Below are 26,616 nucleotides of genomic sequence, written 5' to 3'. Positions count from 1 at the left end.
GCTGATGATCGCGGAAGTGGCAATTGTGCTGTTGACGGACGTCAGTTTGCTGATAAAAAAGCCGGGGCCACTGAACTTCAGTTCATTTGATCCGGCCGTGTTTAGTCACGGCAATCTCGGTATTGCGTTTATTTTTTGTATCGCTTCATTTATCGGCTTTGAGTCAACGGCGATTTATGCCGAAGAGTGTCGTGATCCGCATAAAACCGTGCCGCGCGCCACCCTCTGCGCACTGCTGATGATTACCGTTTTCTTTGGCTTTACCAGTTGGTCGCTGGTGCAAGCCTATAGTTTTGATCAGATTGTGGAGATTGCCCGTAAAGACCCTGGAAACTTCATTTTTGATATTACCCGCGAATATGTCGGTCAGTGGGCCGTTGAAACCATGTCCGTGCTGCTGATCACCAGTCTGTTTGCTGCTGCACTGGCATTTCATAACAACATTTCGCGTTATATCTTCAGCATCAGCCGTGATGGCCTGATCTGGAAAGAACTGTGCCAAACTCACCCGGCCAACGGAACGCCGCACAAGGCCAGCCATGCCCACAGTGTGATTCTACTATTGCTGCTGATGGGAATGGGCGGCACCAATATGGATCCGTTAGTCCAGATTTTCGCCTTCGGCTCCGCGATTGCGACCTTGTCGATCCTGATACTTCAGGTAGGGGTCTCTGCTGCCGTTATCCGGTTTTTCCGGCGTGTTGGCAAACACAATCACAGCGCGTGGCAAGTGCTGTGGGCACCAATGGGCGCACTTATCACCATGTCGGTTACCATTATCATGGCGATCAACAACCTGCAGCTACTCACAGGTGGCGGTGATGCAAAGCTGGTGGAATTTATTCCCTGGTTTCTTGCTGTTTGTGCCGGTGTTGGTTACCTGTTATCGGCGAGGCGTAAGATGCATACAGTGAAGTCAAAATGATTTATCTCTTCATTGCATCCGGCTTGTAAAATATCAGGCATATTCGCGGTCAGCGTTATTGTTCGTTTCTCTTTTATAACGCTGCCCTCGTTTTTACTTCTACCCGTAGCGCTTCCCGTTACGTCAGCGACGTCTATTTCCCGTGAAAATAAACAGGCTCACACCCCCTGACCTCCCTTCCGCCGAATACTGTGACCGGGATCTCTCGTCCCCCCCATAATGTGAAGCCGCTCACGCGCGTCTCGCTGTAGCAGGTTATTACTGGTCGGTAGCGAAACGTTTATGACTCCCCGTCGCGCAAAACGGTAACGTTGCTCGCGTCTCTACATCAAGATTCGTGTGTGAGGAAACGAGGGTATCATGAAAAAAAATTATTCAATTAGCTGCCTGTTCTTCCTGTTCTTCTTCATCGGTTGGGGCTGCTGTTATCCCTATCTGTCACTTTGGCTGACGGAAACCATCGGCATCAGCTATACCGATGTCGGTCTGGTTTACTCATTTACCGCTATCATCGCGGTTTGTGTGCAACCACTTTTTGGCTTTATCTCCGACAAACTGGTCTACCGCAAACACCTGATGTGGATGCTGGCCATCATTATTACACTGTTTGCTCCCTACTGGATTTATGTCTTCGCCCCACTGCTGAAGTACAACGTGATTCTCGGCGCACTGGCTGGAGGGGTTTATATAGGCATGGCCTATGGCGCTGGCTGTGGCATCTGCGAAGCCTATATTGATAAGGTCAGCCGCGCCTCCGGATTTGAATTTGGTCGGGCGCGTATGTTCGGCGGGATTGGTGCTGCCATAGGTACGTTTGCCGCCGGCAAGCTCTACGGCGTCGATCAGAACATGATTTTCTGGCTGGCCAGCGCTGCCGGGGTCTGCCTGCTGTTTGTCGTCTGGAAAACCCGGGTCGACACCACCCATGCAGGAGCACAACCGCAGAGCAAAGGCTCTCCCGTGACTTTTGATGACGCCACCGCTCTGCTAAAGATGAAGAAATTCTGGTTCTTCGCTGCCTACATGATTGGCGTCGGTGCGGTCTATGAAACTTACGACCAGCAGTTCGCTATCTATTACAGCCACTTCTTTGAAAGCAAGGCGCGCGGTGCGGAAGTCTTTGGTTACCTGACGACCGGGCAAATCGTCCTTGATGCGGTAGTGATGTTTTTCGCGCCCTGGTTCGTCAATAAAATCGGCCCTAAAAACGCCCTGCTGTACTGTGGCATAATTATGAGTCTGCGCATTATCGGTTCTGCCTGGGCGATCGGCCCGGTCTCCATCAGCCTGATTAAACTGCTGCACGGCTTTGAAAGTTCAGTGCTGTTGGTTGCTGCGCTGAAATATATCGCCGCTAACTTTAACACTATGCTTTCCGCCACCGTCTATCTGATTGGCTTTCAGTTCGCCAAAAGCTTCAGCTCGATTTTCCTCTCTACCGGCATTGGCCATATGTACCAGAGCCTGGGTTTCACCAGCAGCTACGTGGTGCTTGGCAGCATAGCCCTGTGCTTCACTCTGCTCTCCTTTATCACGCTGGATAAAGCGCGATTTTTCGCCCCGCAGTCCGCAGCCGCACACTAACTTCATGAGGTAAACTCTATGTCTGATTTATATTACGGTGTCGCTTATTACGACGAATATATGCCGGAGGACCGACTGGCGAAAGATATCGCACTGATGCGCGAAACGAACATCAATGTCGTACGTATTGCCGAATCCACCTGGAGCACGCTGGAGCCGCAGGAAGGTGAATATAATTTTTACCACATCGATCGTGTGCTTAACGCAATGCACGAAGCGGGTATCGCGGTGATCATCGGCACTCCCACCTATGCGGTACCGGCCTGGCTGGTCGCTAAATACCCTGATATTCTCGTTACCACCGCCGGGGGGCAGCAGAAGTACGGCCCACGGCAGATTATGGATATCGTTAACCCTAATTTTCGCCGCTATGCGGAAAAGATTATCCGCACCCTGCTGGCGCACGTGCACCACCACCCGGCGATTGTTGGCTGGCAACTGGATAACGAAACAAAGCACTACGACAACGTCGGACATTATATGCAGACGGGATTTGTACGCAGTCTGCGCGAAAAATACACCAGCCTCGACACGCTAAATCACGACTTCGGCCTCGATTACTGGAGTAACCGCATCGATAACTGGGATGATTTCCCGCCCGTTGAGAACACCATTAATGCCAGCCTCACCTGCGCCTTCTCATGCTATCAGCGCCAGCAGGTGACGGAATATCTGGCCTGGCAGGCGGAGATCGTGCGGGAGTACTCGCTCCCTCATCAGTTCGTGACCCATAATTTTGACTTTGAGTGGCGCGGCTATTCGTTTGGCGTGCAGCCGCGGGTTGACCATTTTGCCGCCGCGAAGGCGCTGGATATCGCCGGGGTTGATATCTATCACCCCAGCCAGAAGCACCTGACCGGGCGGGAAATCGCCTTTGGCGGTACTATCACCCGCGCACTCAAGGGGGGAAATAACTATTTCGTTCTTGAAACGCAGGCGCAGGGGTTCGCCCAGTGGACGCCGTTCCCCGGCCAGTTGCGGCTGCAGGCCTTCAGCCACGTGGCCGCCGGCGCGGCGATGGTTTCCTACTGGCACTGGCATTCCATTCACAACGCTTTTGAAACCTACTGGAAGGGTTTGCTGAGCCACGACTTTTCGCGCAACGCCACCTGGCAAGAAGCGACGACTATCGGCGCCGATTTCGCCCGCCTCTCCCCTAAGCTTGCCGGGCTGCGCGCGGAGAATGATGTCGCACTGTTGATCAGCAACGAAGCGATGGATGCGCTTAACCAGTTTCGTCCCGGTAATGCTCAGGGCAACGTCTACAACGATATTTTCCGTCGCTTCCACGACGCGCTCTATGATCATAATATCGCGCTGGATATCATTAATGACGTAACTGATGAAACCTCGCGCTATAAAACGCTTATTGTTCCTGGTCTCTACGCCGCTGATGACGGTCTGCTGGCGCGCATAAACCACTATATTGAGCAAGGAGGGCGAGCGCTGATTGGCTTTAAGTCTGGTTTTAGCGACGAGAACGTGAAGGTGCGCAGCAGTGCCCAGCCGGGCATCCTGTGTCAGGCCTGCGGCGTAACCTATAGCCAGTTCACGCTACCTGAGGACGTAACTGTTGCTGCCTGTACGCCAGCGATCGACTGCCGTGCACATAATAATGTCGAACTGTGGATGGAACTGCTGACCCCTGCGCCGGGCACCCGCACGCTGCTGCGCTACCAGCATCCGGCCTGGGGAGAGTACGCGGCGGCCACTGAGGCAGATTACGGTAAAGGACGGGCGCTGTATGTTGGCTTCCTGCCACATAAATCGCTGATTCAGCAGCTTTTTGACACGCTGACCGATGGGCTGAGCTTACGTTCACGCACCTCCATCCATCGTTATCCGCTGGTCGCCAGAACGATGCGTAACCGCGACGGTAAGTATATCCACTTCCTGTTTAACTACAGCGCTGATAATCAGGAAGCGATCGCGGAAACGGCAGGCACTGAACTGCTGAGCGGCAAAACAGTGGCCTGCGGTGAGCCATTGCGTCTCAAAGGCTGGGACTTTAGTATCATCGAAAGTTAACGGCACATGACTACCGGCGGAGAAGATATGGAACTGGATATCAATGAGCTTTTGAACTTCTCGCCATTGATAAAAACCTTCACCTTTAACGCCTGGGTAGTTGCCGGTTTTACCCCCATCAGCCGTGGATCGAAGCTCGACTACTATATTAACCGCCCTCAGGGGATGAAGGGCTACATCATCAACCTGACCCTGCGCGGCCAGGCGCGGGCCAAAGCAGGGGACGGGGCACTGCTGTTTCGCGAAAATGAACTGCTGTTGTTCCCGCCCGGCGTATCCCACCACTACGGGCGTGATGAGCATAGTGAGTTCTGGGATCATCTGTGGATTTACTTTATCCCGCGGCCCTATTGGGTCGACTGGCTGAAGTGGGATCACACCACTCATGGCATTGGCAAAACGATGGTCAACGACCCGCAGCAACAACTGGTGCTGCGCGATCTGTTTTACGAAGTAATCCGCCACTATAACGACTCAGTACCTTTCTCCGAAGCGCTGGCGATGAATGCACTGGAGCGGCTAATTATAAACTGCTTTCAGTTGCAGCCGATCAGTAACCGTCATGCCCATGACCCACGTATCAACGCAGTCTGCGATTACCTGAACGAACATATCGCCCAGGAGATGAGAATTGAAAGGCTGGCCGCGATGGTTTTTCTGTCGCCCTCGCGGCTGGCGCACCTGTTTAAAAACAATCTGGGGCAGACTATTTACGCCTGGCGCGAGATGCAGCGCATTAATCGGGCAAAATGGCTGATGCAGACCACGGCATTGCCGCTGAGCAAGGTGGCAGCGTCGGTGGGCTATAGCGATCCGGTCTATTTTACACGGGTGTTTCGCAAACATAATGGTATTCCCCCAGGGGAATACCGAAAACGCTATGCTGCAATGAAGGGCTAACGTGCCAAATCTGACGCCAACGGAGCAGGATTTTAGGGTAGGGTCATGGCTGATAATGACTGTTTTATAAAAAACGTATCATGACACGGAACTGAAAGTTATCACCTGACTAAGAAAATGTGTCGGACTCAGGTGAAATCAGACAATTTTTGCCCGAAAACGATCAACTCTCTCAGTAACATCTGACGGCGCTCCTCAGGCGTATCGCGGCTCACCATAAAGCAGATAGCGGCTATCGCCTGCCCGCTACGCGAACGAATCGGTGCTGCCATACAGCAGGTAAAACTCTCTGACAAACCTTCGGTCAGGCAATATCCCAGTTGTCCGGCACGATGGATATCTTCGAGGAATGCCTGCTTGTCGAGGACCTGCCCGTTTGCCAGGCGATAATCTTCTTCAGGGATGAGATCGAGAATGGCAGTGTCTGACCAATTACTGAGCAGCAGACGGCCGGTGGCCGTCCAGGTAATCGGTACCCGCACTCCGATATCAGAAGTGATTTTGAAGGGGTGGGCACTACTTTCTGACAGAACTACGGTGTACTTATCCCCTTCCAACATACATAGCTGCACCGTCTCACCAAGACGGGCCACTATCTCAACCATTAGCTGATGTGCACGGCGGATGAGATCGTTATGCGCCATGTAATCTGCACCGTAGTAGTGCATTTCACGGCCAAAGAACACCGCGCCGTCGGCATCCAGTTCAATCAGCCCAGCCTCACTCAGCAGACTGACAAGTTCATATACGCTGGAACGCGGCGCACCGGTGGCGTCGATCAAATCTCGGATCGCCATGGGCTGACGAGCGATATGCAACTGGCGAAAAATGTCGATAACCCGGTCAACGCCGCGCGCACGCGATAGTTTCTCGTCCGGCATAAGCAAATTCTCCTGATGCAGTCAGGCGATCACGCCAGACAGTAAAAAAGAAAAGCATCATACACCGAGAGTCGTCGTTAACCCATCCCCGTTAATTAAAATTTTATTGGCTGAGTTTATATTTCCTTGTTCTATTTTGGGGCCTCATTTTTGCGCATAACGTGCAGATTATTTTTTTAAATTACGAGAGGGATAACATTTCCATTCGGAAACTTGCTTCTTTCATTTTTATTTTGCGATCGCGACGGCATCACAAAAATTAAATTCCTCACGACATATTGCAAAAATAAAAAACCTGTGCAAATCTTGGGCAATCCGATATTGCAGATAACAGTCCGGTATACCAGACTGTTGCCATGCCGTACAAATGGGCATTCTCAGAACAAAAAGGAGCAGTGTTGCATGACGATCAAACGTTATGGTATTGAAGGCGGCACCGGTACCGGTGGGCAAAAACTGCCGTTCGCACGAGCAGTAGAGGCCGATGGCTGGCTATATATCTCGGGTCAGACACCAATGCGCGAGGGCGAAGTCGTGGAAGGCGGAATCATCGAACAGACCCGGTTGGCGTTTGATAACTGCCTGTCCATTATGCGTGAGGCGGGTTATACAGTGGAGGATGTGGTTCACGTTACAGCGGTATTAACTGACGCACGTTACTTCAGTTCATTTAATAAAGTTTTCAGCGATATATTTACCGGAAATCCACCGGCACGTATTTGTAGCGTGCAGGATTTAGTCGTCGACTGCAAAGTGGAAGTGGATATGAAATGCTTTCGTGCTGATAGAAAATAATATTATTAATCTGATAACCACCTGAGATTTTTATTTATTCGCCAACACCACGGCAGTCCGTTAATAACTCATGTTTTTCATGTTGTCTCCATTTAATAAGCGAGAAAAATAATGAATGCAATTTCGTTAAAAATCATCGCCGGAACGCTGGTCATGCTGGCCGTTGCCGGTTGTACTCCCACGGAAGAAAAAAAAGAGGCGGGTGCGGCACCTCAATCGACGCTGCAAACCGTATTGCAACGTGGCACGCTGCGCGTGGGTGATTGCCTGAGTTTCGCTCCTTTCGGCTTTTACGATAAAGACGGCAATCCTGATGGTTATGACGTCGATTTGGCGAAAGCGCTGGCGAAAGAGATGGGTGTGAAACTGGAGATGGTGAACACCACCAGCGCCAACCGCATCCCTAACCTGCAAACCAACAAAGTGGACGTGGTGTTCTGTAACTTCACACGTAATCTGGAACGCGCCAAAGAGATCGGCTTCACCAATCCGTATGTGGTGGCAAGCGAAGCGATGCTGGTCCGTAAAGAGAGCGGTATCAAATCGGCGCATGACATGGCCGGAAAAACCATCGCGACGGTGAAAGGGTCAACCAATGGTGACGAAGTGCGCAGCATGGGTATCGACGTGAAAATTCAGGAATACGATTCCTCTCAGGCAGCGATCCTTGCCGTGAAACAGGGTCAGGCTGATGCGATGATCGAGGATAACAACTTCCTCGCTTATCAGGCCAAGCTTGATCCGACGCTCGCCGTCACCAACGAAGCGCTGGTGCCACTGGAGTACAACGCTTTTGGCGTGAAACAAGGAGACCAGGCGTGGCTGAACTACCTGAATGAGTTCCTGTTTGAGATCAACGCTTCCGGTGAGAATGCCAGATTGTATCAAAAATGGTTTGGCGATAAACCGCGTTATCCACTGAACCCGCAATTCTGATCACCTGCGGCGTGGCAGCTTTTGCTACGCCGCAGGAAGGAGTCCATTCATGAGTTATCAATGGCTAACCCTGTGGAGTTATGGCGAGACTTTCCTGACCGCCGCCTGGCTCACGCTACAGGTCACTCTTCTCGCTTTCATGCTGGCCGTCGCACTCGGGTTGCTGGCAGCACTGGCGAAAGCTTCCGCGTTAGCTCCGCTACGCTGGCTGAGTCACTGCTACGTCGAATTCATCCGTAATACGCCGGTGTTGCTGCAAATTTTTATTATCTTTTTCGGTCTGCCCTCGCTCGGCGTCACCATGAGCGCCTTTACTGCTGGCGTGCTGGCACTGGGCATTAACGTCGGTGCTTATTTGTCGGAGATCTTTCGTGCCGGGATTCAGTCCGTGCCGAAAGGACAGCTGGAAGCCGCGTGGATCCTCGGTATTCCGCGCCGTCAGTTGTTTCTCAGCGTAGTGTTACCCCAGGCCGCACGCGCGGTGTGGCCAGCCATTATCAATAATCTGATCCAGTTGCTACTGGGTACTTCGCTGCTGTCGGCGATTGCCTTACCCGAACTGACCGGCACGGCAACGGTGATCAACGCCCGTACCCTGCTCTATATCCAGACTTTCAGCGTGGTGACGGTGGTGTATTTGCTGCTCAGCAACCTGTTTGCCTGGCTCGGTAATCTGGCAGGACGACGGATGTTTCATCCGCCGCTGGTTACCCGGGTAAAAAAGCCCGCCTGGTGGGCAAGAAAATGGCTGACTAACCCATTGAAGCGGGAGAACGCGCTATGAACGACCTGATCACCAGCTCGTTACCGCTGTTGCTGAAGGGGCTGGGTGTCACCCTGCTTCTGTCGGTGGCGGCGATTATCGGCAGTACCTTACTCGGTCTGCTCACCGCCGTGCTGCGAACCAGCCGTTTGCCAGTCGCACAACAAGTTGCCGTGTTATATACCGAGCTTTTTCGCGGAACCCCGGTATTGATCACCCTGATGTTTATCTACTTCGGGGTGGCGTATTTCGGCTATGAAATCAACCTGTTTGCTGCCGGGATACTGGGTCTGAGCATTTATCAGGGCGCGTATATCGCTGAAGTGTTTCGTGCCGGGATCGAAGCGGTGCCGAAAGGACAATGGGAAGTCTCGTGGATCCTCGGCCTGTCTAAATACCAGACCTTTTTTAGCGTGATCCTGCCACAGACACGCGGCATTGTGCTGCCGCCGCTGGTGGGCCAGTATCTTTCTCTGATTAAGGATACGTCGATCGTCAGCATGATCGGCATGTCTGAGCTAATGCATCAGGGGCAGGCCATTGTCGATCGCATTGGCCAGCCGGTGGTGATCTACGGTCTGGTGGCCGTGCTGTACTTCGTTGTGTGTTTTCCGCTTTCCCGTTGGGTTCAACATCATTAAACCAGGAGTCAGTTATCATGAGCAAATCCGCCATTACGCTGAGCCGTATTACTAAATCGTTTGGTACCACTCAGGTACTGAAAGAGATCAGCCTTGATGTTTCGCCCGGCGAAGTGCTGGTGCTGATTGGCGCATCGGGTTCAGGAAAAAGTACCGTACTGCGCATTATGAGCGGACTGGAAACAGCCGATGAGGGGAAAATCTGGGTCAACGATGTGCCGCTGCACGACAATAAACGCAACCGGGAAATTTGTGGTCATGTCGGGATGGTGTTCCAGCAGTTCAACCTGTTTCCCCACAAAACCGCACTCGGTAACGTGACACTGGCGCTGATTAAAGCGCAGAAACTGTCTGAAGCCGAAGCGAATAAACGCGGCATGGCAGCCCTGACCCGCGTCGGTCTGGCTGAGCGCGCACACTATTATCCAGCGCAGCTGTCAGGTGGACAACAACAACGCGTAGCCATTGCCAGGGCGCTGGCGGTTGAACCTAAAATTATGTTTTTTGATGAAGCAACTTCGGCGCTCGATCCCGAACTGGTCGGCGAAGTGATGGAGGTGATGCGCAGCCTGGCGCGTGAAGGTATGACGATGGTCGTGGTCACGCACGAGATGGGTTTTGCGCGCAAAACCGCTGACCGCGTGGTGTTTATGGATCAGGGTGTAATTGCTGAACAGGGATCGCCTGAGCAGATTTTTGTTCATCCACAGAATCCCCGCACTCAGCAATTTTTGTCACGTGTGCTTGAGCATTAATTGGAGGCGCTATGTCAATTCATTTTCCGCTGATGGCAGATGGTCTGCTGGATGCGATCCAACCCGCGCCACGCTTTAAATCTGTTGCAGGCCGCGGCGATGCGCCGTTACCGGCTGGCACGCCGATATTTGCCAGCAACATGGTGTTTTCCCCGCTGATGCTGATGAAGCAATCGGCGCTGGAAAATAATCTGCGTCAGCTGGCAGATTTTTGTCATGAACAGGGCGTGATGCTGGCGGCACACGCTAAGACGTCTATGTCTCCGGCGATCCTGCGTCGTGCCGTCACTGAAGGCGGTGCCTGGGGATTGAGCGCTGCCACCCCGGCGCAGGTACGGGCGCTGCGCCAGTTTGGTATTCGCAACGTATTTCTCGCTAATCAGCTGGTCGACCCCGCCGGTATTCACTGTATAGGCGAATGGCAAAAGCAGCATCCCGACCATGGCTTTCTTTGCTACGTCGATTCAATGCAAGGAGTTCGTTTGCTGGAGCAACATCTCAGCGACAGCCGCATTGCGGTACTGCTGGAGATGTCCGTCAGTGGCGGACGTACCGGCTGCCGTACCCAGCGCGAAGCGCTGGAGATCGCGACCGCGATCGCTGCCTGCCCTGCCCTGCAACTGGTCGGCGTAGCGGGTTATGAAGGTGCGCTGGGGGCGGAGCGTGACGCCACTGGTATCGCCAGGGTGCAAGATTATTGTCAGATGCTGATCGCCACCGCTGCGCTGCTGGCCGAGAAGCAGCTGTTCAGCAGCGACACCATTATTCTCAGCGCCGGTGGCGGTGCCTGGTTTGATGTGGTCAGTACCTGTTTTAACGAAGCCCGGCTGTCGCTACCGATCACACCGCTGATCCGATCGGGTGCCTATATGGCACACGATAACGGGTTATATGCCCGCATCGCCCCGTTTTCCCAACCTGATGCCCGGTATCATTTTGAGGCAGCGCTGGAAATCTGGGGGCGGGTGTTATCTCGCCCCGAGCCAGGGCTGGCGTTTGTTGATTTTGGACGCCGTGATGTGCCCTTTGACCAGGACCTGCCGAATCCGCTGTGGGTGCGCAATGTTGATGGCAGCGCCCCTCGTGCGGCTTCTGGCATGCGTATCCGCGAGGTGAACGATCAACATGCATATTTGTTGCTGCCGGATGAGGATACATTAAAGCCTGGTGATTGGGTGGGCTGTGGTATTTCACATCCCTGTACCGCGTTCGATAAATGGCGGTATTTGCCATTGGTAGATGATGATTATTGCGTCACAGACTCACTGGAAACAGCATTCTGAGTGAAGCATCGAATCATAGCGATGGAGGCGCAGGTTCAGACTGCTTACTGCAGATAGTTACTATGCGCGCGGAGAGACTTCATTTAATGCGGATGAATATTTCAATAAATTTTCACATCCCGTCACCTGCGGGTAAGGCCGGCAAACCAGCATCATTTTGTTCTTCGGTTCAAAGCCATGATCAATCATGCAGCGTTGGGCTTTTGCTGTACGTCCAATGCTGGCAACCGCCAGATTGGACCCGAGCGGTTTTGGATAACCGCAGGCGTACATCACCGGCAGCGCCTCCCGATCATTGGCAACTTGCGTCGACAACCCTCCCCCTGGCGCGCCCACCTTACGCCAGGTGACTTGCATATCCTCATACCGGCTGGAATCCGGTTTAATCGGATAGAATCCTTCATCAGCTTCAAACGGCAGCGCTTCGAGCTGGGACTGACTGAGCGGATGTCCCTGTTTTTTTTCAACGCAGGCGGGAAGTTTTCCCATCACCTCACAAAAATCAAACCCGTCCTTACGTGTAAAACCCAAACGCTGCATACAAAGGAATTGCAGTGCCTGCTCATTTCTGGGCAGGTTATTCAGTGTATAGCCAACCGGATCACCACATTGTGTCATCGCGTTTTTTACTCCCTCTTCCGTCGTAGAAGGACGTTCCCATTGAGTGAATTCAGCTGCGGGAGGACAGCCGGTAAGCAAAAATACCGAGATAACCAGGGCAGGAAAGGCAACCCGCTGTGCTTTACTGAACATAGTGATCCTTACTTATTCATAATCATGCGTGTGAATAGTCATGAGTGCGGCGTTGAAAAATACCATTTTTAAATGTACATTGAGTTGTACAACTGGGGTGTACATTTCATTGAGGTGATAACGATGCAAGCGATAAATTTTACAACGGCCCGAAATGAACTGGCAGCGGTCCTTGATGGCGTGTCCGGCGGTGAACCTATCATGATCACACGCCGGTCCGCAAAACCTGTCATTGTCATTGATGCTGAGCAGTATGAAAAAATGCAAAAAATACAGGCGGAATCGGATTTTGACTGGTTGTTTACTGAACATGGCCAAACGCTTGAAGCACTCAAAAACCGATGATTTATTTTCTTTCCAGTAAAGACATCATCAGTATTCACGAACGTATGATTGCAGCTTACGGAGGTCTTGCAGGCTATGCCGATCCTGGCCGGATAGACAGTATGGCAACCCGAATTTTAAACCGCCACATTTATGAAGGCGAGAATGATATATACGTTCTGGCTGCTGCATACCTTCTGGCCATAGCGCGGGGACATTGTTTCAATGACGCAAATAAAAGAACGGCATTTGCATCAACAGTTTTGTTCCTGCGCCGTAACGGGATTTCTCTTCGGTTTTCTCCAGACCATGAAGAGTTGACTGTCGCTGCAGCGCAGGGGAATCTGGATGTGTGGCATATTGCTGAAATCCTGAAACAGTCGATCTGAAAATTAATTCCCACCTTTTAATACGTGTAATTAACATTCTGTGGCTGATAACACCAGGGGAAGCTCTTCAAAGAAAGGGTTATTGAGGCGATCAGTTTTCCTCTTTAACTGCTCTATGCAGAAAAATCCTAAACGTGTTATCAGATGCTCATATCCTTCCCTTATTTATGGTTAATCTCCCTTTCCTTTTCTAGGCTTAATTTGCTCAACCCATATTTCATCGATTTGAATGAGGAAACTTCATGTTTAAACATATCAAGCAGTTGCAATATACGGTTCGTGTCGCAGGGCCGAATCCCGGCCTGGCAAATTTATTACTCGAGCAATTTGGCGGCCCTCAGGGAGAGCTGGCGGCAGCCTGCCGCTACTTCACGCAGGGGATTGGAGATGACGATCCGGGCAGGAAGGATCTTTTACTCGACATTGCCACCGAAGAGCTCAGTCATCTGGAAATTATCGGTACTATTGTCGGTATGCTGAATAAAGGCGCAAAAGGTGAGCTGGCTGAAGGGACCGAAAAAGAGGCAGACCTTTATCGTTCTCTCACCGGTGGAGGGAATGATAGCCATATTACCTCTCTGCTGTATGGCGGCGGTCCCGCACTGGTTAACTCTGCCGGCGTGCCGTGGAGTGCTGCTTACATTGACACCATCGGCGAACCTACAGCGGATCTGCGTTCAAACATTGCGGCGGAAGCCCGCGCAAAAATCGTGTATGAACGCTTAATCAATGTAACAGACGATCCGGGGATTAAAGACGCGCTCAGTTTTCTTATGACCCGTGAAGTCGCGCATCAGCAGTCCTTTGAAAAAGCGTTATACGCGATCCAGGATAATTTCCCGCCGGGCAAATTACCGCCGCTGCCACAATTTTCTCAGGTCTATTACAACATGTCAGAAGGTGGCACTGTCCGTGGTAGCTGGAATTCTGATAAGACATTCGAGTATGTTGACCAGCCTCAGCCTGCGGTTGATGGCGGAACGGGTGAAGCCTCGGTCAGCCTGGATGCAGCACAGCAGTCCCAGCTGGATGCGATGAAAGCACGGACCCAGTCTGACCCGTCGATAAACCCTGTCACGGGCGCTGAGCTTGGTTCCACCGGCCCTATTGAAAACACCAAGCCAGATATCATCAAGCCTAAGACCTGAATATCCTAATCAGCGCCTGCCGCCTGTATACGCAGGCGCTGATTATAGGGATATATGAATATCGGTCCTCAATATTCCACAGCGATAGATAATGTCAGAAATGAAATAATAGGAGGTGTTCTATGCCTTTAGTCGTGGTTACGGGGGGGACCGCGGGTGTTGGGCGAGCCACGGCATTATGCTTTGCACAGCATGGTTATGATGTGGCTGTTATTGCCCGTAGCCAGCAAGGTCTCACAGCAACAATCAAAGAAATAGAATCGACAGGCGTCCGCGCGCTTGGGATGAGTGCAGATGTTGCCGACACCGGTCAGATGGAAGATGCCGCGACTCAGATTGTTAATACCCTTGGGCCAGTCCATGTCTGGATAAACGCCGCCATGTGTACGGTCATCTCCCCTTTCACTGAAATGAGTCAGCAAGAATATCAACGTGTTACAGATGTCACTTATCACGGTGTAATTAATGGTACACGGGAAGCATTAAAAATTATGTCGGCCCAAAATAAGGGGCATATTATTCAAATTGGCTCAGCATTAGCATATCGATCTATTCCGCTGCAATCTGCCTATTGTGGTGCGAAAGCCGCTATACGTGGTTTTACTGATGCACTGCGTTCAGAGCTTATCCACTCAAAATCAACTATCCGGCTGACGATGGTGCATCTCCCAGCCGTTAATACGCCGCAGTTTGAATGGTCGCGTAACAAGCTGCCCCGGACCACCCGTCCGGTAGCCCCGGTTTACCAGCCGGAAGCGATAGCGGAGGCCATATATAAAGCCTCTCTTTTAGCCCCGAGGGAATTATGGGTCGGGATATCCACTGTACAGTCCATTCTTGGCAATATGTTTTTCCCGGGATGGCTGGATAAGCTGATGTCCCAAAAAGCATGGGGAGGACAAATGCAGTCAGAACCTCACCCGATAAATGAAGACGATAATCTCTATACGCCTGTTGAAGGTCATCACACAAGCAAGGGAAAGTTCAGCGGTGAAGCGAAGGACAGTGTTATTGCCATCGATCCCGCGCGAACGGGTAAAGTGGCGCTGACAATGTTTAGCGCCGTTTTTTGTGCCCTATTATGGCGAAAAAGCGGCAGGAAAAAGTAATTCGGTATTGTATACGTGGCATTCATTCGCGAGTGAATTTGAGCGTAAACCAGCGGTAGCCGTAGCCATTGACCGGAAACCTGTCTGTTGCTTTCAATAGTCCTGACTTAGCATATTCTTCATCGGCAAGCAGTTCGGTGAGCATCATAATTTCTGGCTCGTTTAGCTCAACCTGCACTTTTTTATTGCTTAAATTGGTAATCATCAGCAAAGCATCCCCGTCATAGTCATAACGAATGGCAAAAAGGGAGGGCATTTTCATGTCGATGATTTTATGAGTACCGGACCCTATTTCTTTGCACCCTAGCCGCGTCCGGGCCATGTTGCTGACAAGATGCAGCAGTGAATGGTTTTGAATTTGTGATTTACTGACGTTCACAAGCCGGTAACGGTTGGGTCCTCTTACCATCACTGGTGCGATCAGTTTATCGCGTTCAGCTTGAGAAAAACCGGCATTCCGGGTGGTGTCCCACTGCATGGGTGTTCTTACAGCATTCCGCTCGTTCAGGGACAGATTCTCGCTCATGCCAATTTCATCACCATAGCGAATAATAGGTGTGCCCGGTAATGAAAATAACACCGAATATGCCATAGCAATTTTTGCTGTATCATTTTCAAACATTGAAGCTAAGCGTCGTCTCAGTCCGCGCTGATAGATATGCGTATCCTGTTCAGGACCAAATTCTTTTATAACATCACGTCGTTCTGCCGGGCTTAATCCCGCCAGATCCAGTTCATCATGGTTACGCAACCAGTTAGCCAGACAGGCCCTTGCCGGTGGGGTGGGAATATCATCCAACGCCTTAACCAAGGGGCGGGCATCTTTATGTGCGAAGGAAAGAAACATCGCCTTGTTTAGTGAGAAACTCAGTAACATATGCAGGCGATCATTATCGCCAAAATAATCGCTATATTGCTGTGGCGGAACATCAACCTCGCCCAATAAAATAGTTTCGGGGTGCCGGACGGCGACAAAATTTCGTAAATGATTCAGTAACCCGAGACCTTTTTTGACATCTCCTTTTCCGGCTTGTTTTATCAGGTGCGAAGCGGCATCAAGCCTGAATCCGGAAACACCCAGCCGGAGCCAGTACAGGATCACCCGCTCAATTTCATTTATCACGGCGGGACAAGCCAGATTTAAGTCCGGCTCATCATGGTAAAACATATGTCGATAATACTGCTGCGCAGTCTCATCCCAGCTCCAGACACTCTCCTCTATCCCGGGAAACATGGGAGGATCGTCATTTTCAGGGGGTTCATCTGCCCAGATATAATAATCGCGGTACGGCGAATGACGGTCTTTCCGGGCTTCCTGAAACCATCGATGTTCGCTTGAGGTATGCTGTAAAATTAATTCAATTATCACCCGCAGTCCCATTTCTTCAGCCTGTTCAAGCAGCATCACCATATCGGCGATATCACCAAAACGCGGATCTACTGTGAGATGGTCCTTTACGTCGTATCCGTCATCTCGGAAAGGAGTCAGATAAAAAGGTGTCAGCCAGAGTGCATTAGCCCCCAGACCACGAATGTAATCAAGGTGTTTAAGAATACCGCTGATATCGCCAATTCCGTCGTTGTTCGCATCAAAAAAATAAGCGGTATCAACCTGATAAATAATGGCATTTTTATACCAGTCACTGTTCATCGCTTCACTCTCTGTTTTAAACCCTATTCTGAACCGTGCTTATAATAACTTTAGCGGCAAATAATGATTTCGCGACAATCAGCGGCTACGTCTTCGCCAATATAGCTATTTTTTCTTACGCCGCCATTTCTGCAGCGGCCCAACCGTAACACCATGCAGCAGTACGCTGAACGTTATTAATGTCACTGCGCAGTTAACCATTCTGGTTACTTCTTCGCCTTGCAAACCGTGAAGAAGGGCAAAAGCGATATAATTAATACTGCCAATACCCCGAATACCTAACCACCCCATCATCATTCGCTGTTTCCAGGAATAGGCCATTTCCCAGGTCATCAGTAACACGGCTATCGGACGCACAACCACAAACAACCCCACAGCAAGCATCAGTCCATCAATATCCCAATGCAGCGCTAACGTCATGCCCAATAAAATAACTAAGGTTGCAGCCAGCAGCCGTTCGACCGTGTCCCCAAAAGATAACGCGTCACCGATAACTAATCCGACGGACTTCACCGGCCCCTGTTCCTCAAGACGGTGCCGGGAATGAGGATTTACCATCGTTTCGGCGGGAGGGATTTCACCGTTCTCATCATCCTGTTTATGGCGTTTTTGTACGCTAACTTCAGCGCTGCGCAGCCCAACCCCGGCCGCGAAAGCGGCCAGAAAAGCCGAAGCGTTTATTTAGGTCGCCAGTGAGAAGCTCAGGGCCATCAGTGCGAGCGCAATGAAATCACTGGGAGCTACATCCTGTTGTAAATGTCGTGAGCGTGTCGCGAGCAGGCCAACGCCCCTGCCCAGCCCGAAGCCGAGGGTCAGACCTGCGAATAATCCCCAAAGCAGGTCAACGGACAGCCAGTGGATCCATTGGTCAGCGGACAGAGGGGCTTCATTTGCATGAAAGAAAATCAATGCCAGCATCAACAGAGGTAATGCCGTCCCGTCATTGAGACCGGCTTCGCTGGATAATGACAACCTGAGCCAGTCACTGTCTCTGGCGTCATTGACGGCCACCAGGCTGGCTAACACCGGATCGGTAGGCGCGACAATCGCGCCAAAGGCCAACGCGATGGGCCAGGAAAAGCCCGCCAGATAGTGTGCAATAAGCATCATACCGCCGACGGTTAATAACATGGTGGGAAGCGCCAGAACCACGCCAATTTTCCAGACCGGCGCACTAAAGGAAAAACGCAATTTTAACCCGGTAATAAACAATGATGCCGCCATAGCAATTTCCGTCGCCCGGCTGATCATAGAGGTATGCCTAAAAACATCTATATTTACCAGTCCCAGTCCCCATTGACCACAAGCGATACCGACAACTAAATAAAGACCGAACATAGGCACAGGCGTTCTGTTTAACCAGCCAGTCAGCATCGACATAGTCAGTAGAAGGATGCCAGCCGCAATCATCCAGTCGAGAAAATTCATCTCTCACCTCCTGCACTGCTTTCTTGTATATGATTCATTTCAGTAAATTTTAATAATGACAGCAATCCGTCAGTTGTAAAAAATTCAAGCTGTTTTTATTCTCTTCGTTGAGTCTGGTAAATACTTAAATTTATGTATTTTTCGTATTTAACCGCTTATCTTAAATAAGAAAAATCTTATCGATGTAATATCGCGTTATGCTCATTATTTTATATTTAAGCATACTAAATTGTTTATGAAATAGACAGGCACACAGAAGGTAGTGCGAAAATTATACAAAAAAAGTTTTATGTACAGCTTTTAAAAAAACCGTTTGATATACCTTACCCATCGGAAATGTATAATAAAATAACTTTATGCCTTAATTCAGAGAGGATGATGATATGGCTGAAATCATGGACACCAAAGACAGAGAACACTTGCAACAACTTCGAAAAAAAAGTCAGGAGGAGCATGCGACATTAATAAACGATCCGGAAGAATGCAGGAAGCCAGGTAATTTCGGTGAAAAACTTGCCGAAAGAATCACCGGTGCTATTGCAACCTGGAAATTTATCCTTATACAAACGGGTATAATTCTGGGTTGGACAAGCTATAATGTATTTATTAAGAAATCAGCTTTTGATCCCTACCCTTTTATCCTGCTTAATCTTTTTCTGTCTTTCCAGTCAGCTTATACCGCCCCCGCGATTATGATGAATCAAAAACGCCAGGAGAAGAATGATCAAATCCGTAAGGAAATCGAATCTGACGTGAATGTAAAAGCAGATTTAGAAATTGCGCAGCTTCATGACAAGATAGAACATCTCACAAAATTAGTGGAAAAATTGGCGGGCAACAGGTGTGAATCCTCTTCGTAGCTTGAGCAAGAGAAGGAGAACAGGAATGGATGAGCAATTATTAAACGCGGCGCAAAAGGTGGTTCATGTACTCAAGGACAGAGACCTTACACTGGCAAGTGCCGAATCCTGCACAGCCGGTATGGTAGGGATGGCATTGTGCGCGGCTTCCGAGGGCGGCGTACCCTATGCGAGCGGTTTTATTACCTACGATGATAGGGCGAAAAATCAACTGCTTCATGTCAGTACAGACACGCTGGCTAAATTTACCGCCGTCAGTGCTCAGACCGTAAAAGAGATGGCAAAAGGTGCCAGCGAAATGGCTGGCACGGACACCGGGCTTTCTGTCAGTGGCTATGCGGGTCCGGAAGGGGGAGAAGACGGGACACCTGCCGGCACCGTTTGGTTTGGCTGGTATCTCGGGCCAGGTAAACAACGACAAGAAGTGAGACATTTTGACGGTGACAGTGAAGCGGTTCTCCTGCAGGCCTCCATTTTCGCTCTTGAAAAGCTGGCTGCACTTTTATAACGGGATATAACGGGAACTGCCTGAGATTGGCGGATTCATCATTTTATTAAACGCGTAGAGCCCCGATGCCGGGGCTCATGAACGTAAAATGCGTGCTCAGTATCAGCGTTTCGCTTCTGCGTCCGGGTCTTCTTCACGGGACAAAAATTGTTTCGTCAGTTCAGGCATATGTTCGGCTAACCATTGAGCCATTTCTTCTTCCTGAATTTTAATCTCCCGAAAAACGCGGGCACCTTCCAGATCGCCCACATGCTCAGCAGCAGCGATAAGAGAGCTGTATGAGGCAATTTCAAAATGTTCAAATACGTAACCGCTGATCCCGCCTTTTATGACTTCGTCACTGGCAAACATACCGCCAAAGGCCTGACCCATCGCCGACATTTTACCGGCGGTATCCTTCAGCACGGAGCGCGAGGTATCAAGGTTGTTTAAAACGCCCTCAACCAGTCGCTGTTGCCCCTGCGTTTCGGTAATATGCTGCTTAATTCTTTGCTGAAGAACCGGGTAGTGTTCTAACCGATCCGCCATTTTTGATAACATCGTTTCGGCTTGTTGTTCCATGGCGTGAGCATCCCTCACCCAGTCAATGTAATTCTCATACGCTTCTGAAGTGGCCATAACAAACTCCTTATAAACAGAGGAATAAAACAATCATCCGGACGATCGCAACCCAACGGAAGTTAGCCTTTTGAAGCCTGATCGGACTCCGCCAGAAGGGTCAGTTTCTCATCGGTTCTTTTTTCTTCTTCCAACGTTTCATGAAGTAATTTAGCAACGTCGGTATAACCTAATTTTTTGGCCATTGCGACCAGAGTGCCGTATGTGGCAATTTCATAGTGTTCAACTTTTTGCGCGGCACCGATCAGACCGGCATCCAGAACCTCACCTTTTTCAACTGAGTCGATCAATTCCTGCGCTTCAGCCACAAGGCCTTCCAGGGCATGACATTTCATGCGTTTAATGCGCAGATCATCACTTAATTCCACGACCTGATCCAGCCGTTCAATTTGGCCTTGTGTTTCTTCAAGATGGAGTTTAAAGGCTTCTACCAGTTTGGGATTGGTCGCCGCCCGTGCCATCTTCGGTAAGGCCTTGGTAATTTGGCGCTCAGCACTATAAACGTCAGATAAATCATGAATAAAAAGATCTTTCAATGTCGTAATAGCCATAATTGCCTCGTCATGTTGTTTATGTGAGTTATTAATAATAGTTGTTTTAATTGTTAATATATAGGTTTAGGATTTTTCCTAAACAAAATTATAATATCCAACCACAGCAGATTCCGTAAACCACCTAAAGAATAGCGGGTTACGATTGTATATGCAGACACACCCCACTCACCGCCCATTAAATATAAATAAAAATTTTTACAGCCAGACAAACTATATTATTATTGAACGTGAGCACATGCTCTTCAGGTAAAACATCCTGTATATTCATATCAGGATGCTCTTACTCTAAAAAACTGTACTAATCCGATAGGAGGATATTATGGCCGAACATCGTGGTGGATCAGGTAATTTTGCAGAAGACCATGAGAAAGCATCAGAAGCCGGTAAAAAAGGCGGGCAAAAAAGCGGGGGTAACTTCGCTAATGACCGCGAACGTGCAAGTGAAGCCGGCAAAAAGGGTGGACAGCATAGCCATGATAATGATTAGTACTTAATCATGTAGGGCTATATTTTGTCCCACCCGGGCCTGTGGTGAATTCCGCAGGCCTTTTTAATTTGTTTATTATTTTAATACGTATGCACTTCTTTATTTTAGCCCGGTACATAGTATCTTATTTTCTGCTCACCAAGGCCGAGGTAAAGCATGCTGCGTAAACATCATAGTGATTTCGTTAAGAGAATTTACGGAATATTCTGTATCAACCCACCGTCCCGGCCATGGATGAAACCCTTTCAGCCAGATAGATTTCATGCCAGCATTTTTAGCTCCCTGATAATCATTAACTGGATGATCGCCCACATACCAGCACTGATCTGGACGTAAACCGAGCCGATTTGCTCCTGCATGAAATATTTTTGGTGAGGGCTTACTTTCGCCAAACCTTTCAGAACAGAGCATTACGTCTATTTTTTCTGAAAGAGAAAGGGCTTCTAACGTTTTATTGCGTGACCACTCAGCGCCATTTGATATGACGCCAATAGCGATACCATGCCTGATAAGTTCATCAATCAGTTCATTGGCACCAGGCATGACAATAGCCGCTGAAGGGAAGTGATTGACCCAATGTTCCAGGACTGTCTTACCCTGTTGGGGGGCTATCCATCGTAGCTCTGAAGCTAATGTTTGGCTTACTGCCTCGCGGATTGAGGAAAATGGCGAGTTTTCAGGAAGGTAACCGCCGTTATCCTCACGAGTGATAATCGCATTAATATTATCTGCATTTTTTTCTTTAAGTTGGTTACGAAAGGCCAAATAAAATATCTCTGCATACCGGGCAATACTCAAAGCTCGATGAGTAAGCGTATTATCTAAGTCAAAAAACACGGCTTTTGGAGACATCCTCTAACCTCTTGTTATTAGTTATACTTTTCACCCTAATGCTTTCTTTCAATAATGAACTTACAGCCTGGCTTGGAATGATTTCAGGCAGATGTTCACCTGCCTGAGCATTGCACAGAACTAACATTATCGTGAACAGGTTACAGCCAGACCTCGCAGGCTGGCTCCTTCTCTGTACGACAGTGAGTGCTACTGTTACGTGACTGAAGTTCATCAGCTTAGTTTAACTTTGCATTAACATGATTCTTTTCAAACTGCATAATAATACTCAGCGAAGCGGGTAAAACAGTAAGCGTGACGAAAGTGGCAACGATGAGACCGCCGATAATCGCATAGGCCATAGGTCCCCAGAAAACCTGCTCAGCGATCGGGATCATTCCCAGTATTGCAGCACAAGCCGTGAGTAATATAGGCCGGGAGCGGTGTTGTGCCGCCGCTTTGATGGCTTCATCGCGGTCAAGACCCTCCCTGACGTTATTGTCCACTTCGCTGATCAGGATCACCGCGTTGCGGATAATCATGCCTGCTAAAGCGATGATACCGAGTAAGGCGACAAATCCCATCGGCGTACCTGTCGGCAACATTGCCAACACAATGCCAATCAGCCCGAATGGGGCCATGAACAACGCGAGAAGCATACGGGAGAATCGCTGAAGCTGGATCATGAGTAAGATCAGCATAACAAACAGTGTGACCGGCAGTACCGCGAATACCGAGCTGTTGCCTTTGTCCGACTCTGCCACCACACCACCCTCCTCTATAGTATATTCCGGCGGTAAAGTTGCCCTGATGCGTGACACCAAAGGGGCAAGTTGCTGAGAAACAGTCTCTGCACGCAGCCCTGCGGCTAAATCAGTTTGTACAGTGATAAACGGCAGGCGCTGACGACGCCAGATAACCGGGTCATCAATGCCCCAGACAGGTGTCGCCACCTGACTGAGGGGGATTTTCTGCCCGTTTGCCGTCGTGATCATCAGCCCGGACAGCGTGGTCAAATCCTGACGTTCACGCTTATTTGCCCGCAGAACAACATCAATCAGCCGGTTTTTATCCCTGACGGTGGTGACAACACTCCCGGACCAGACGGTATTAAGCAATGTGGCGAGACTTTCGGAGGAAACGCCCGCTGCGCGTGCTGCGGTCTGATTCACCTGCAAAGTGATGACCCGCTCAGGTTCACCGGCGGTCAGGTTAACTTCACGGGTCTCGGGACTGTTTCCGAGCACACTGGCGAGATGCTGCGCAATCTGTCTGACCTTCGCGTAATCCGGTCCGCTGATACGATATTTTACCGGCCAGCCTACCGGTGGCCCCAGTTCCAGCGGCGAAACACGCGTCGTGATATCGCTGAAATCCCGGGCTAAAACTGTTTCCAGTTGCGCACGTAATTTATCCCTGTCCTCAAGGCTTTTAGCGACAACAACCAGCTGTGCTGTGTTTTCATCATCCAGTAGCACATCCATAGGCAGGTAAAAGCGCACCGCACCTGACCCCACATACGTAGAAAAATGGTCTATGTTCGGATTGTCTTTCAAGGCATGCTCCAGCCGCCCGGCTTGCCGTGCGGTGTCGCTTTGAGAAGCGTTGCCAGGAAGCGTAAGGCTGACCAGCAGTTCCGGGCGATCCGACGCCGGGAAAAACTCGCCCTGCATAAACGTGGTCGCATAAGCGGCAAGCCCTAACAAAAGGCAGGCAATACTGAGAGTCACCACACGTTTTTGCAGAACCTGATTGAGCAGACGCTGATAGAAACGCATCAGTCTGCCCTGTTTTCCCGCGTGTGATGCCAGTTTCTCAGGTAACAGCCAGGTTCCGATCAGCGGTGAAAAAAGGATGGCCACTACCCAGGAACATAAAAGCGCAATCAGCACCACGGCGAAGAGAGAATAGCAATACTCTCCCGCACTTGAGGCGGCAAATCCGACCGGAATAAAGCCCGCTATCATCACCAGCGTGCCGGTCAGCATCGGGAAAGCCGTAGTTTCGAATGCGTAAGTTGCTGCCCGCCATTTAGAATCACCGGCCTCAATGCGGGATACCATTGCCTCGACGGTGATCATGGCATCATCCACCAGCAACCCCAGGGCAATGATTAACGCCCCCAGTGAAATACGTTGTAAGCCTATGCCCGCCAGCATCATGCCGATAAACGTCATCGCCAGCACGATGGGGATCGCCGCAGCCACCACCAGCCCGGCACGGGTGCCTAATGAGACGAAGGACACTGCCAGCACAATGACCACAGCCTCAATTAATACACGGATAAATCCGCTTACAGCCTGCGAAACCACTGTCGACTGATCCGCGACTTTAACCATTTCAATACCATGCGGGAGCTGCGCGCCAATAGCAGCCATCCGGTCATTGAGCGCCTTGCCGAAAGAAAGCATATTGCCGGTAGAAGCCATGGATATGGCAAGACCGATAGCAGGCTGACCGTTGACCCGGAATGCCGGTGACGGAGGCTCGGCATCCTGGCGGCTAATGGTCGCGATATCCGTCAGCGGAATGTAGCGCCCGGCAATATGCAGCGTCACGGCACGTAAACTTTGCTCTGATGTCAGTGCGCCGCTCACCCGCAAGGCAATGTTTTCACGATCGCTTCGCAAGACGCCTGAAGGTTCAACCGCATTTTGCGCCTTCAGCGCATCGGTGATTTGTTGCAAATCCAGTCCCATTCCCGCCAGCTGCGCCGGTGAGAATGCGAGGACAATATTCTCCTCCTGCACACCCAGCAGATTGATCTTCCCCATATCCGGCAACGACATCAGACTGCGGCTGATATCATCGACCCTGTCACGAAGCTCACGCGGCGTGAAACCTTCTGCAGTAAAGCCATAAATGGTGCCGAATGTGTCATCAAATTCGTCATTCACCGCCGGGCCCTGCACACCCGCTGGCAGTGACGGCGCAATATCCTGCATCTTTTTACGCACCTGATACCAGATACCCGCGACTTCTGAAGGGGGCGTGTCATCGCGAAGGTTCACAAAAATAACTGATTGCCCTGCATGGGTTTCACTTTGGACAAAGTCAAGATAAGGCGTTTCTTGCAGTTTTTTCTCCAGCGTATCGGTGACCAGATTAACCGTGTCCTCCACGCTTGCACCCGGCCAGCTCGCAGACACCACGGCAGTTTTAATGGTAAACGCCGGGTCTTCATTCCGGGGGAGTTGCTCATAGCTGATGATACCCGCCGCCATTAACAGCAACATAAAAAAGGCGATCAGCGACTGATGATTCAGCGCCCAGGCTGAAAGGTTGAAAGCCCCGACCGGGGAAGACGTTTTCATTCGCTGTCCTCCCCGGGGATAACTTTTTCACCGTCTCGAAGTTTACTGACACCCGCAATGACCACCCTTTCGCCAGAGCGGATACCGGCAGATATAAATATTTCAGAGGTACTGTAACGCCCGATAACGACTGGCCTTAAATGCAACAACTGTGTTTTCTCATCCACAACAAAAACGGCCGGTTTATTCCCGGTACGGGTCAACGCAGAGGCAGGCAGTGCTATCAAAAGCGGACCTGACGCGTTAAGTGTAAGTTGAACACTGGCACCGAGTGCCATGGCCGGTGGCGGGTTATCCAGGGTGATGCGCAGACGCCAGGTACGGGTTTGCGGATCGGCCTGCGGGCTGACGTCGCGGAAATGCCCCCGGGCCACTACGGAAGGGGCCGAAAGTAGCGATACATTAAACAGGCTGTCAGCTTGCTGAGGAACAGACTGAGGATCAGCCACATCAAATACGGCATCGCGAATGCTGCCACTGGCCAGGGTGATCACAGACTGTCCGGCACTGACCACTTGTCCTGCCGACGCGCTGACCTGGGTGATCACCCCGTCAGCCGGAGCAATGAGTTTTGTCCAGGACACATTTTCCTGCGCATTTTTGAGCGCATCTTCACTGCTCTGACGCTTCGCGCGGGCAGCCTGCCAGTCAGCCTGGGCACTATCAAGCTGCGATCGGGCAATAGCCCCCGAAGGCATCAGTAACTGCATACGCCTGAGATTGAGCGAGGCCACCTGTTCTGCCGCGCGGGCACTGTTCAGATCGGCCTGCGCACTGCTGAGCTGGTTGCGGCTGGTATCGCTTTCTTGTGTGGCGAGAACCTGACCTGCGATCACACGATCTCCCACCTCGGCCTGCCGCGTCAGAATGCGTCCGTCCAGCCGGAACCCGAGCGTAACCTCTTCATGGGCGCGTATTTCACCCGTTTGAATCAGAGAACCCACCGCGACCGGGGACGGTGCGAGAATTGCCCGTACCGGCCTGACCGGAGGAGTTTGTTTATGGGTTTTGTCACCACAACCTATCAGCACCATAACAATAATGGCCAGACAGGCAGCAGGAATGAAGGGAAGTATCCGGCCGGAGGCGGATAAATGGCGAACAGCATGCCGCGCATAATCGGTGAAGGTAACAGCCATGACAGTCTTCCT

The 26,616-nt window shown here is 50.6% G+C and carries 25 protein-coding genes and 1 pseudogene; 17 read left to right on the top strand and 9 right to left on the bottom strand.

What is annotated here, in order from left to right:
• From ACOZIO_RS24105 to araC, 4 genes are all read left to right on the top strand, one after another.
• The coding region (locus tag ACOZIO_RS24105; RefSeq protein WP_421595830.1) for an APC family permease at window positions 1-925 on the top strand (925 nt) is incomplete at its 5' end.
• Window positions 926-1,285: 360 nt separating this feature from the next.
• Window positions 1,286-2,509, top strand: coding sequence for an oligosaccharide MFS transporter (locus ACOZIO_RS24100; protein WP_421595828.1), 1,224 nt, complete (start codon window positions 1,286-1,288; stop codon window positions 2,507-2,509).
• An 18-nt stretch (window positions 2,510-2,527) separates the two neighbouring features.
• Entirely contained in the window at window positions 2,528-4,537 is a 2,010-nt protein-coding gene (locus ACOZIO_RS24095) for a beta-galactosidase (RefSeq protein WP_421595827.1), read from the top strand.
• A gap of 27 nt (window positions 4,538-4,564) precedes the next feature.
• The gene (araC, locus tag ACOZIO_RS24090) at window positions 4,565-5,437 is read left to right on the top strand and encodes an arabinose operon transcriptional regulator AraC (RefSeq protein ID WP_129955403.1); all 873 of its coding nucleotides are present in this window, start codon (window positions 4,565-4,567) and stop codon (window positions 5,435-5,437) included.
• 128 nt (window positions 5,438-5,565) lie between these two features.
• Here araC and ACOZIO_RS24085 read toward each other — a convergent pair whose 3' ends face one another.
• Window positions 5,566-6,318 (bottom strand): IclR family transcriptional regulator, encoded by a 753-nt coding sequence (locus ACOZIO_RS24085; RefSeq protein ID WP_129992220.1) that lies wholly within the window; start codon window positions 6,316-6,318, stop codon window positions 5,566-5,568.
• 402 nt (window positions 6,319-6,720) lie between these two features.
• Between ACOZIO_RS24085 and ACOZIO_RS24080 the strand changes: the two genes are divergently transcribed.
• The 6 genes from ACOZIO_RS24080 (at window position 6,721) to ACOZIO_RS24055 (ending at window position 11,491) form a co-directional block, all read left to right on the top strand.
• Window positions 6,721-7,113: a RidA family protein gene (locus ACOZIO_RS24080; RefSeq protein ID WP_129955407.1), complete on the top strand. Its 393-nt coding sequence runs from the start codon at window positions 6,721-6,723 to the stop codon at window positions 7,111-7,113.
• A gap of 111 nt (window positions 7,114-7,224) precedes the next feature.
• Entirely contained in the window at window positions 7,225-8,049 is an 825-nt protein-coding gene (locus tag ACOZIO_RS24075) for a transporter substrate-binding domain-containing protein (protein ID WP_129992219.1), read from the top strand.
• A gap of 49 nt (window positions 8,050-8,098) precedes the next feature.
• Window positions 8,099-8,833 (top strand): amino acid ABC transporter permease, encoded by a 735-nt coding sequence (locus ACOZIO_RS24070; protein ID WP_129955411.1) that lies wholly within the window; start codon window positions 8,099-8,101, stop codon window positions 8,831-8,833.
• A complete protein-coding gene (locus ACOZIO_RS24065; RefSeq protein WP_421595824.1) occupies window positions 8,830-9,453 on the top strand; it encodes an amino acid ABC transporter permease in 624 nt (207 codons plus the stop codon). Before ACOZIO_RS24070 ends, ACOZIO_RS24065 begins: the two co-directional genes overlap by 4 nt.
• Before the next feature lie 17 nt (window positions 9,454-9,470).
• Window positions 9,471-10,208, top strand: coding sequence for an amino acid ABC transporter ATP-binding protein (locus ACOZIO_RS24060; protein WP_129955415.1), 738 nt, complete (start codon window positions 9,471-9,473; stop codon window positions 10,206-10,208).
• Between the two features lie 11 nt (window positions 10,209-10,219).
• Window positions 10,220-11,491 (top strand): alanine racemase, encoded by a 1,272-nt coding sequence (locus tag ACOZIO_RS24055; RefSeq protein ID WP_421595823.1) that lies wholly within the window; start codon window positions 10,220-10,222, stop codon window positions 11,489-11,491.
• 60 nt (window positions 11,492-11,551) lie between these two features.
• Here the strand turns inward: ACOZIO_RS24055 and ACOZIO_RS24050 are convergent, their stop codons facing one another.
• Window positions 11,552-12,244: a hypothetical protein gene (locus ACOZIO_RS24050; protein WP_217157029.1), complete on the bottom strand. Its 693-nt coding sequence runs from the start codon at window positions 12,242-12,244 to the stop codon at window positions 11,552-11,554.
• A 123-nt stretch (window positions 12,245-12,367) separates the two neighbouring features.
• Between ACOZIO_RS24050 and ACOZIO_RS24045 the strand changes: the two genes are divergently transcribed.
• From ACOZIO_RS24045 to ACOZIO_RS24030, 4 genes are all read left to right on the top strand, one after another.
• The gene (locus tag ACOZIO_RS24045) at window positions 12,368-12,589 is read left to right on the top strand and encodes a type II toxin-antitoxin system Phd/YefM family antitoxin (RefSeq protein ID WP_129955421.1); all 222 of its coding nucleotides are present in this window, start codon (window positions 12,368-12,370) and stop codon (window positions 12,587-12,589) included.
• Window positions 12,586-12,957 carry a type II toxin-antitoxin system death-on-curing family toxin gene (locus ACOZIO_RS24040; RefSeq protein ID WP_129955423.1) on the top strand — a complete coding sequence of 124 codons (372 nt, stop codon included), beginning with the start codon at window positions 12,586-12,588 and terminating at the stop codon, window positions 12,955-12,957. Before ACOZIO_RS24045 ends, ACOZIO_RS24040 begins: the two co-directional genes overlap by 4 nt.
• A gap of 242 nt (window positions 12,958-13,199) precedes the next feature.
• Complete coding sequence (locus ACOZIO_RS24035) at window positions 13,200-14,105, top strand: manganese catalase family protein (RefSeq protein ID WP_129955425.1); 906 nt, start codon at window positions 13,200-13,202, stop codon at window positions 14,103-14,105.
• Between the two features lie 122 nt (window positions 14,106-14,227).
• Window positions 14,228-15,214, top strand: a complete 987-nt coding sequence (locus ACOZIO_RS24030; protein WP_129992215.1) for an SDR family oxidoreductase — start codon at window positions 14,228-14,230, stop codon at window positions 15,212-15,214.
• Between the two features lie 22 nt (window positions 15,215-15,236).
• Here ACOZIO_RS24030 and ACOZIO_RS24025 read toward each other — a convergent pair whose 3' ends face one another.
• Window positions 15,237-16,865, bottom strand: coding sequence for an alpha-amylase family protein (locus tag ACOZIO_RS24025; protein ID WP_129992214.1), 1,629 nt, complete (start codon window positions 16,863-16,865; stop codon window positions 15,237-15,239).
• 105 nt (window positions 16,866-16,970) lie between these two features.
• A pseudogene (locus tag ACOZIO_RS24020) lies at window positions 16,971-18,293 on the bottom strand (cation:proton antiporter).
• A gap of 383 nt (window positions 18,294-18,676) precedes the next feature.
• On the opposite strand from ACOZIO_RS24020, the gene ACOZIO_RS24015 reads away from it, so the two are divergent.
• Window positions 18,677-19,153, top strand: coding sequence for a DUF1003 domain-containing protein (locus ACOZIO_RS24015; protein WP_129992213.1), 477 nt, complete (start codon window positions 18,677-18,679; stop codon window positions 19,151-19,153).
• Window positions 19,154-19,178: 25 nt separating this feature from the next.
• A complete protein-coding gene (locus ACOZIO_RS24010) occupies window positions 19,179-19,661 on the top strand; it encodes a CinA family protein (RefSeq protein ID WP_129955433.1) in 483 nt (160 codons plus the stop codon).
• Window positions 19,662-19,763: 102 nt separating this feature from the next.
• On the opposite strand, the gene ACOZIO_RS24005 is transcribed toward ACOZIO_RS24010, so the two are convergent.
• Window positions 19,764-20,279, bottom strand: coding sequence for a ferritin-like domain-containing protein (locus tag ACOZIO_RS24005; RefSeq protein WP_129992212.1), 516 nt, complete (start codon window positions 20,277-20,279; stop codon window positions 19,764-19,766).
• 62 nt (window positions 20,280-20,341) lie between these two features.
• Complete coding sequence (locus tag ACOZIO_RS24000) at window positions 20,342-20,830, bottom strand: ferritin-like domain-containing protein (RefSeq protein WP_129955437.1); 489 nt, start codon at window positions 20,828-20,830, stop codon at window positions 20,342-20,344.
• 322 nt (window positions 20,831-21,152) lie between these two features.
• Between ACOZIO_RS24000 and ACOZIO_RS23995 the strand changes: the two genes are divergently transcribed.
• Entirely contained in the window at window positions 21,153-21,320 is a 168-nt protein-coding gene (locus tag ACOZIO_RS23995; protein ID WP_014333835.1) for a general stress protein, read from the top strand.
• 135 nt (window positions 21,321-21,455) lie between these two features.
• Here the strand turns inward: ACOZIO_RS23995 and ACOZIO_RS23990 are convergent, their stop codons facing one another.
• The 3 genes from ACOZIO_RS23990 to ACOZIO_RS23980 form a co-directional block, all read right to left on the bottom strand.
• The gene (locus tag ACOZIO_RS23990) at window positions 21,456-22,172 is read right to left on the bottom strand and encodes an HAD family hydrolase (protein ID WP_129992211.1); all 717 of its coding nucleotides are present in this window, start codon (window positions 22,170-22,172) and stop codon (window positions 21,456-21,458) included.
• A gap of 218 nt (window positions 22,173-22,390) precedes the next feature.
• Window positions 22,391-25,465, bottom strand: a complete 3,075-nt coding sequence (locus ACOZIO_RS23985; protein WP_129992210.1) for an efflux RND transporter permease subunit — start codon at window positions 25,463-25,465, stop codon at window positions 22,391-22,393.
• Entirely contained in the window at window positions 25,462-26,604 is a 1,143-nt protein-coding gene (locus tag ACOZIO_RS23980) for an efflux RND transporter periplasmic adaptor subunit (protein WP_129992209.1), read from the bottom strand. The genes ACOZIO_RS23985 and ACOZIO_RS23980 overlap by 4 nt, the downstream gene beginning before the upstream one ends.
• Between the last annotated feature and the right edge of the window lie 12 nt (window positions 26,605-26,616).

Source organism: Rahnella sp. PD4 (genome assembly GCF_049199325.1).
Lineage (GTDB): Bacteria > Pseudomonadota > Gammaproteobacteria > Enterobacterales > Enterobacteriaceae > Rahnella > Rahnella perminowiae.
The sequence above is the reverse complement of the archived record's forward strand: the minus strand, read 5'-3'. Positions and strand labels throughout refer to the sequence as shown.

Bases quoted from the DNA above. Each gene is read 5' to 3' on its own strand.
- ACOZIO_RS24100 (WP_421595828.1), top strand. From the start codon at position 1,286: ATGAAAAAAAATTATTCAATTAGCTGCCTGTTCTTCCTGTTCTTCTTC.
- ACOZIO_RS24095 (WP_421595827.1), top strand. From the start codon at position 2,528: ATGTCTGATTTATATTACGGTGTCGCTTATTACGACGAATATATGCCG.
- araC (WP_129955403.1), top strand. From the start codon at position 4,565: ATGGAACTGGATATCAATGAGCTTTTGAACTTCTCGCCATTGATAAAA.
- ACOZIO_RS24085 (WP_129992220.1), bottom strand. From the start codon at position 6,318: ATGCCGGACGAGAAACTATCGCGTGCGCGCGGCGTTGACCGGGTTATC.
- ACOZIO_RS24080 (WP_129955407.1), top strand. From the start codon at position 6,721: ATGACGATCAAACGTTATGGTATTGAAGGCGGCACCGGTACCGGTGGG.
- ACOZIO_RS24075 (WP_129992219.1), top strand. From the start codon at position 7,225: ATGAATGCAATTTCGTTAAAAATCATCGCCGGAACGCTGGTCATGCTG.
- ACOZIO_RS24070 (WP_129955411.1), top strand. From the start codon at position 8,099: ATGAGTTATCAATGGCTAACCCTGTGGAGTTATGGCGAGACTTTCCTG.
- ACOZIO_RS24065 (WP_421595824.1), top strand. From the start codon at position 8,830: ATGAACGACCTGATCACCAGCTCGTTACCGCTGTTGCTGAAGGGGCTG.
- ACOZIO_RS24060 (WP_129955415.1), top strand. From the start codon at position 9,471: ATGAGCAAATCCGCCATTACGCTGAGCCGTATTACTAAATCGTTTGGT.
- ACOZIO_RS24055 (WP_421595823.1), top strand. From the start codon at position 10,220: ATGTCAATTCATTTTCCGCTGATGGCAGATGGTCTGCTGGATGCGATC.
- ACOZIO_RS24050 (WP_217157029.1), bottom strand. From the start codon at position 12,244: ATGTTCAGTAAAGCACAGCGGGTTGCCTTTCCTGCCCTGGTTATCTCG.
- ACOZIO_RS24045 (WP_129955421.1), top strand. From the start codon at position 12,368: ATGCAAGCGATAAATTTTACAACGGCCCGAAATGAACTGGCAGCGGTC.
- ACOZIO_RS24040 (WP_129955423.1), top strand. From the start codon at position 12,586: ATGATTTATTTTCTTTCCAGTAAAGACATCATCAGTATTCACGAACGT.
- ACOZIO_RS24035 (WP_129955425.1), top strand. From the start codon at position 13,200: ATGTTTAAACATATCAAGCAGTTGCAATATACGGTTCGTGTCGCAGGG.
- ACOZIO_RS24030 (WP_129992215.1), top strand. From the start codon at position 14,228: ATGCCTTTAGTCGTGGTTACGGGGGGGACCGCGGGTGTTGGGCGAGCC.
- ACOZIO_RS24025 (WP_129992214.1), bottom strand. From the start codon at position 16,865: ATGAACAGTGACTGGTATAAAAATGCCATTATTTATCAGGTTGATACC.
- ACOZIO_RS24015 (WP_129992213.1), top strand. From the start codon at position 18,677: ATGGCTGAAATCATGGACACCAAAGACAGAGAACACTTGCAACAACTT.
- ACOZIO_RS24010 (WP_129955433.1), top strand. From the start codon at position 19,179: ATGGATGAGCAATTATTAAACGCGGCGCAAAAGGTGGTTCATGTACTC.
- ACOZIO_RS24005 (WP_129992212.1), bottom strand. From the start codon at position 20,279: ATGGCCACTTCAGAAGCGTATGAGAATTACATTGACTGGGTGAGGGAT.
- ACOZIO_RS24000 (WP_129955437.1), bottom strand. From the start codon at position 20,830: ATGGCTATTACGACATTGAAAGATCTTTTTATTCATGATTTATCTGAC.
- ACOZIO_RS23995 (WP_014333835.1), top strand. From the start codon at position 21,153: ATGGCCGAACATCGTGGTGGATCAGGTAATTTTGCAGAAGACCATGAG.
- ACOZIO_RS23990 (WP_129992211.1), bottom strand. From the start codon at position 22,172: ATGTCTCCAAAAGCCGTGTTTTTTGACTTAGATAATACGCTTACTCAT.
- ACOZIO_RS23985 (WP_129992210.1), bottom strand. From the start codon at position 25,465: ATGAAAACGTCTTCCCCGGTCGGGGCTTTCAACCTTTCAGCCTGGGCG.
- ACOZIO_RS23980 (WP_129992209.1), bottom strand. From the start codon at position 26,604: ATGGCTGTTACCTTCACCGATTATGCGCGGCATGCTGTTCGCCATTTA.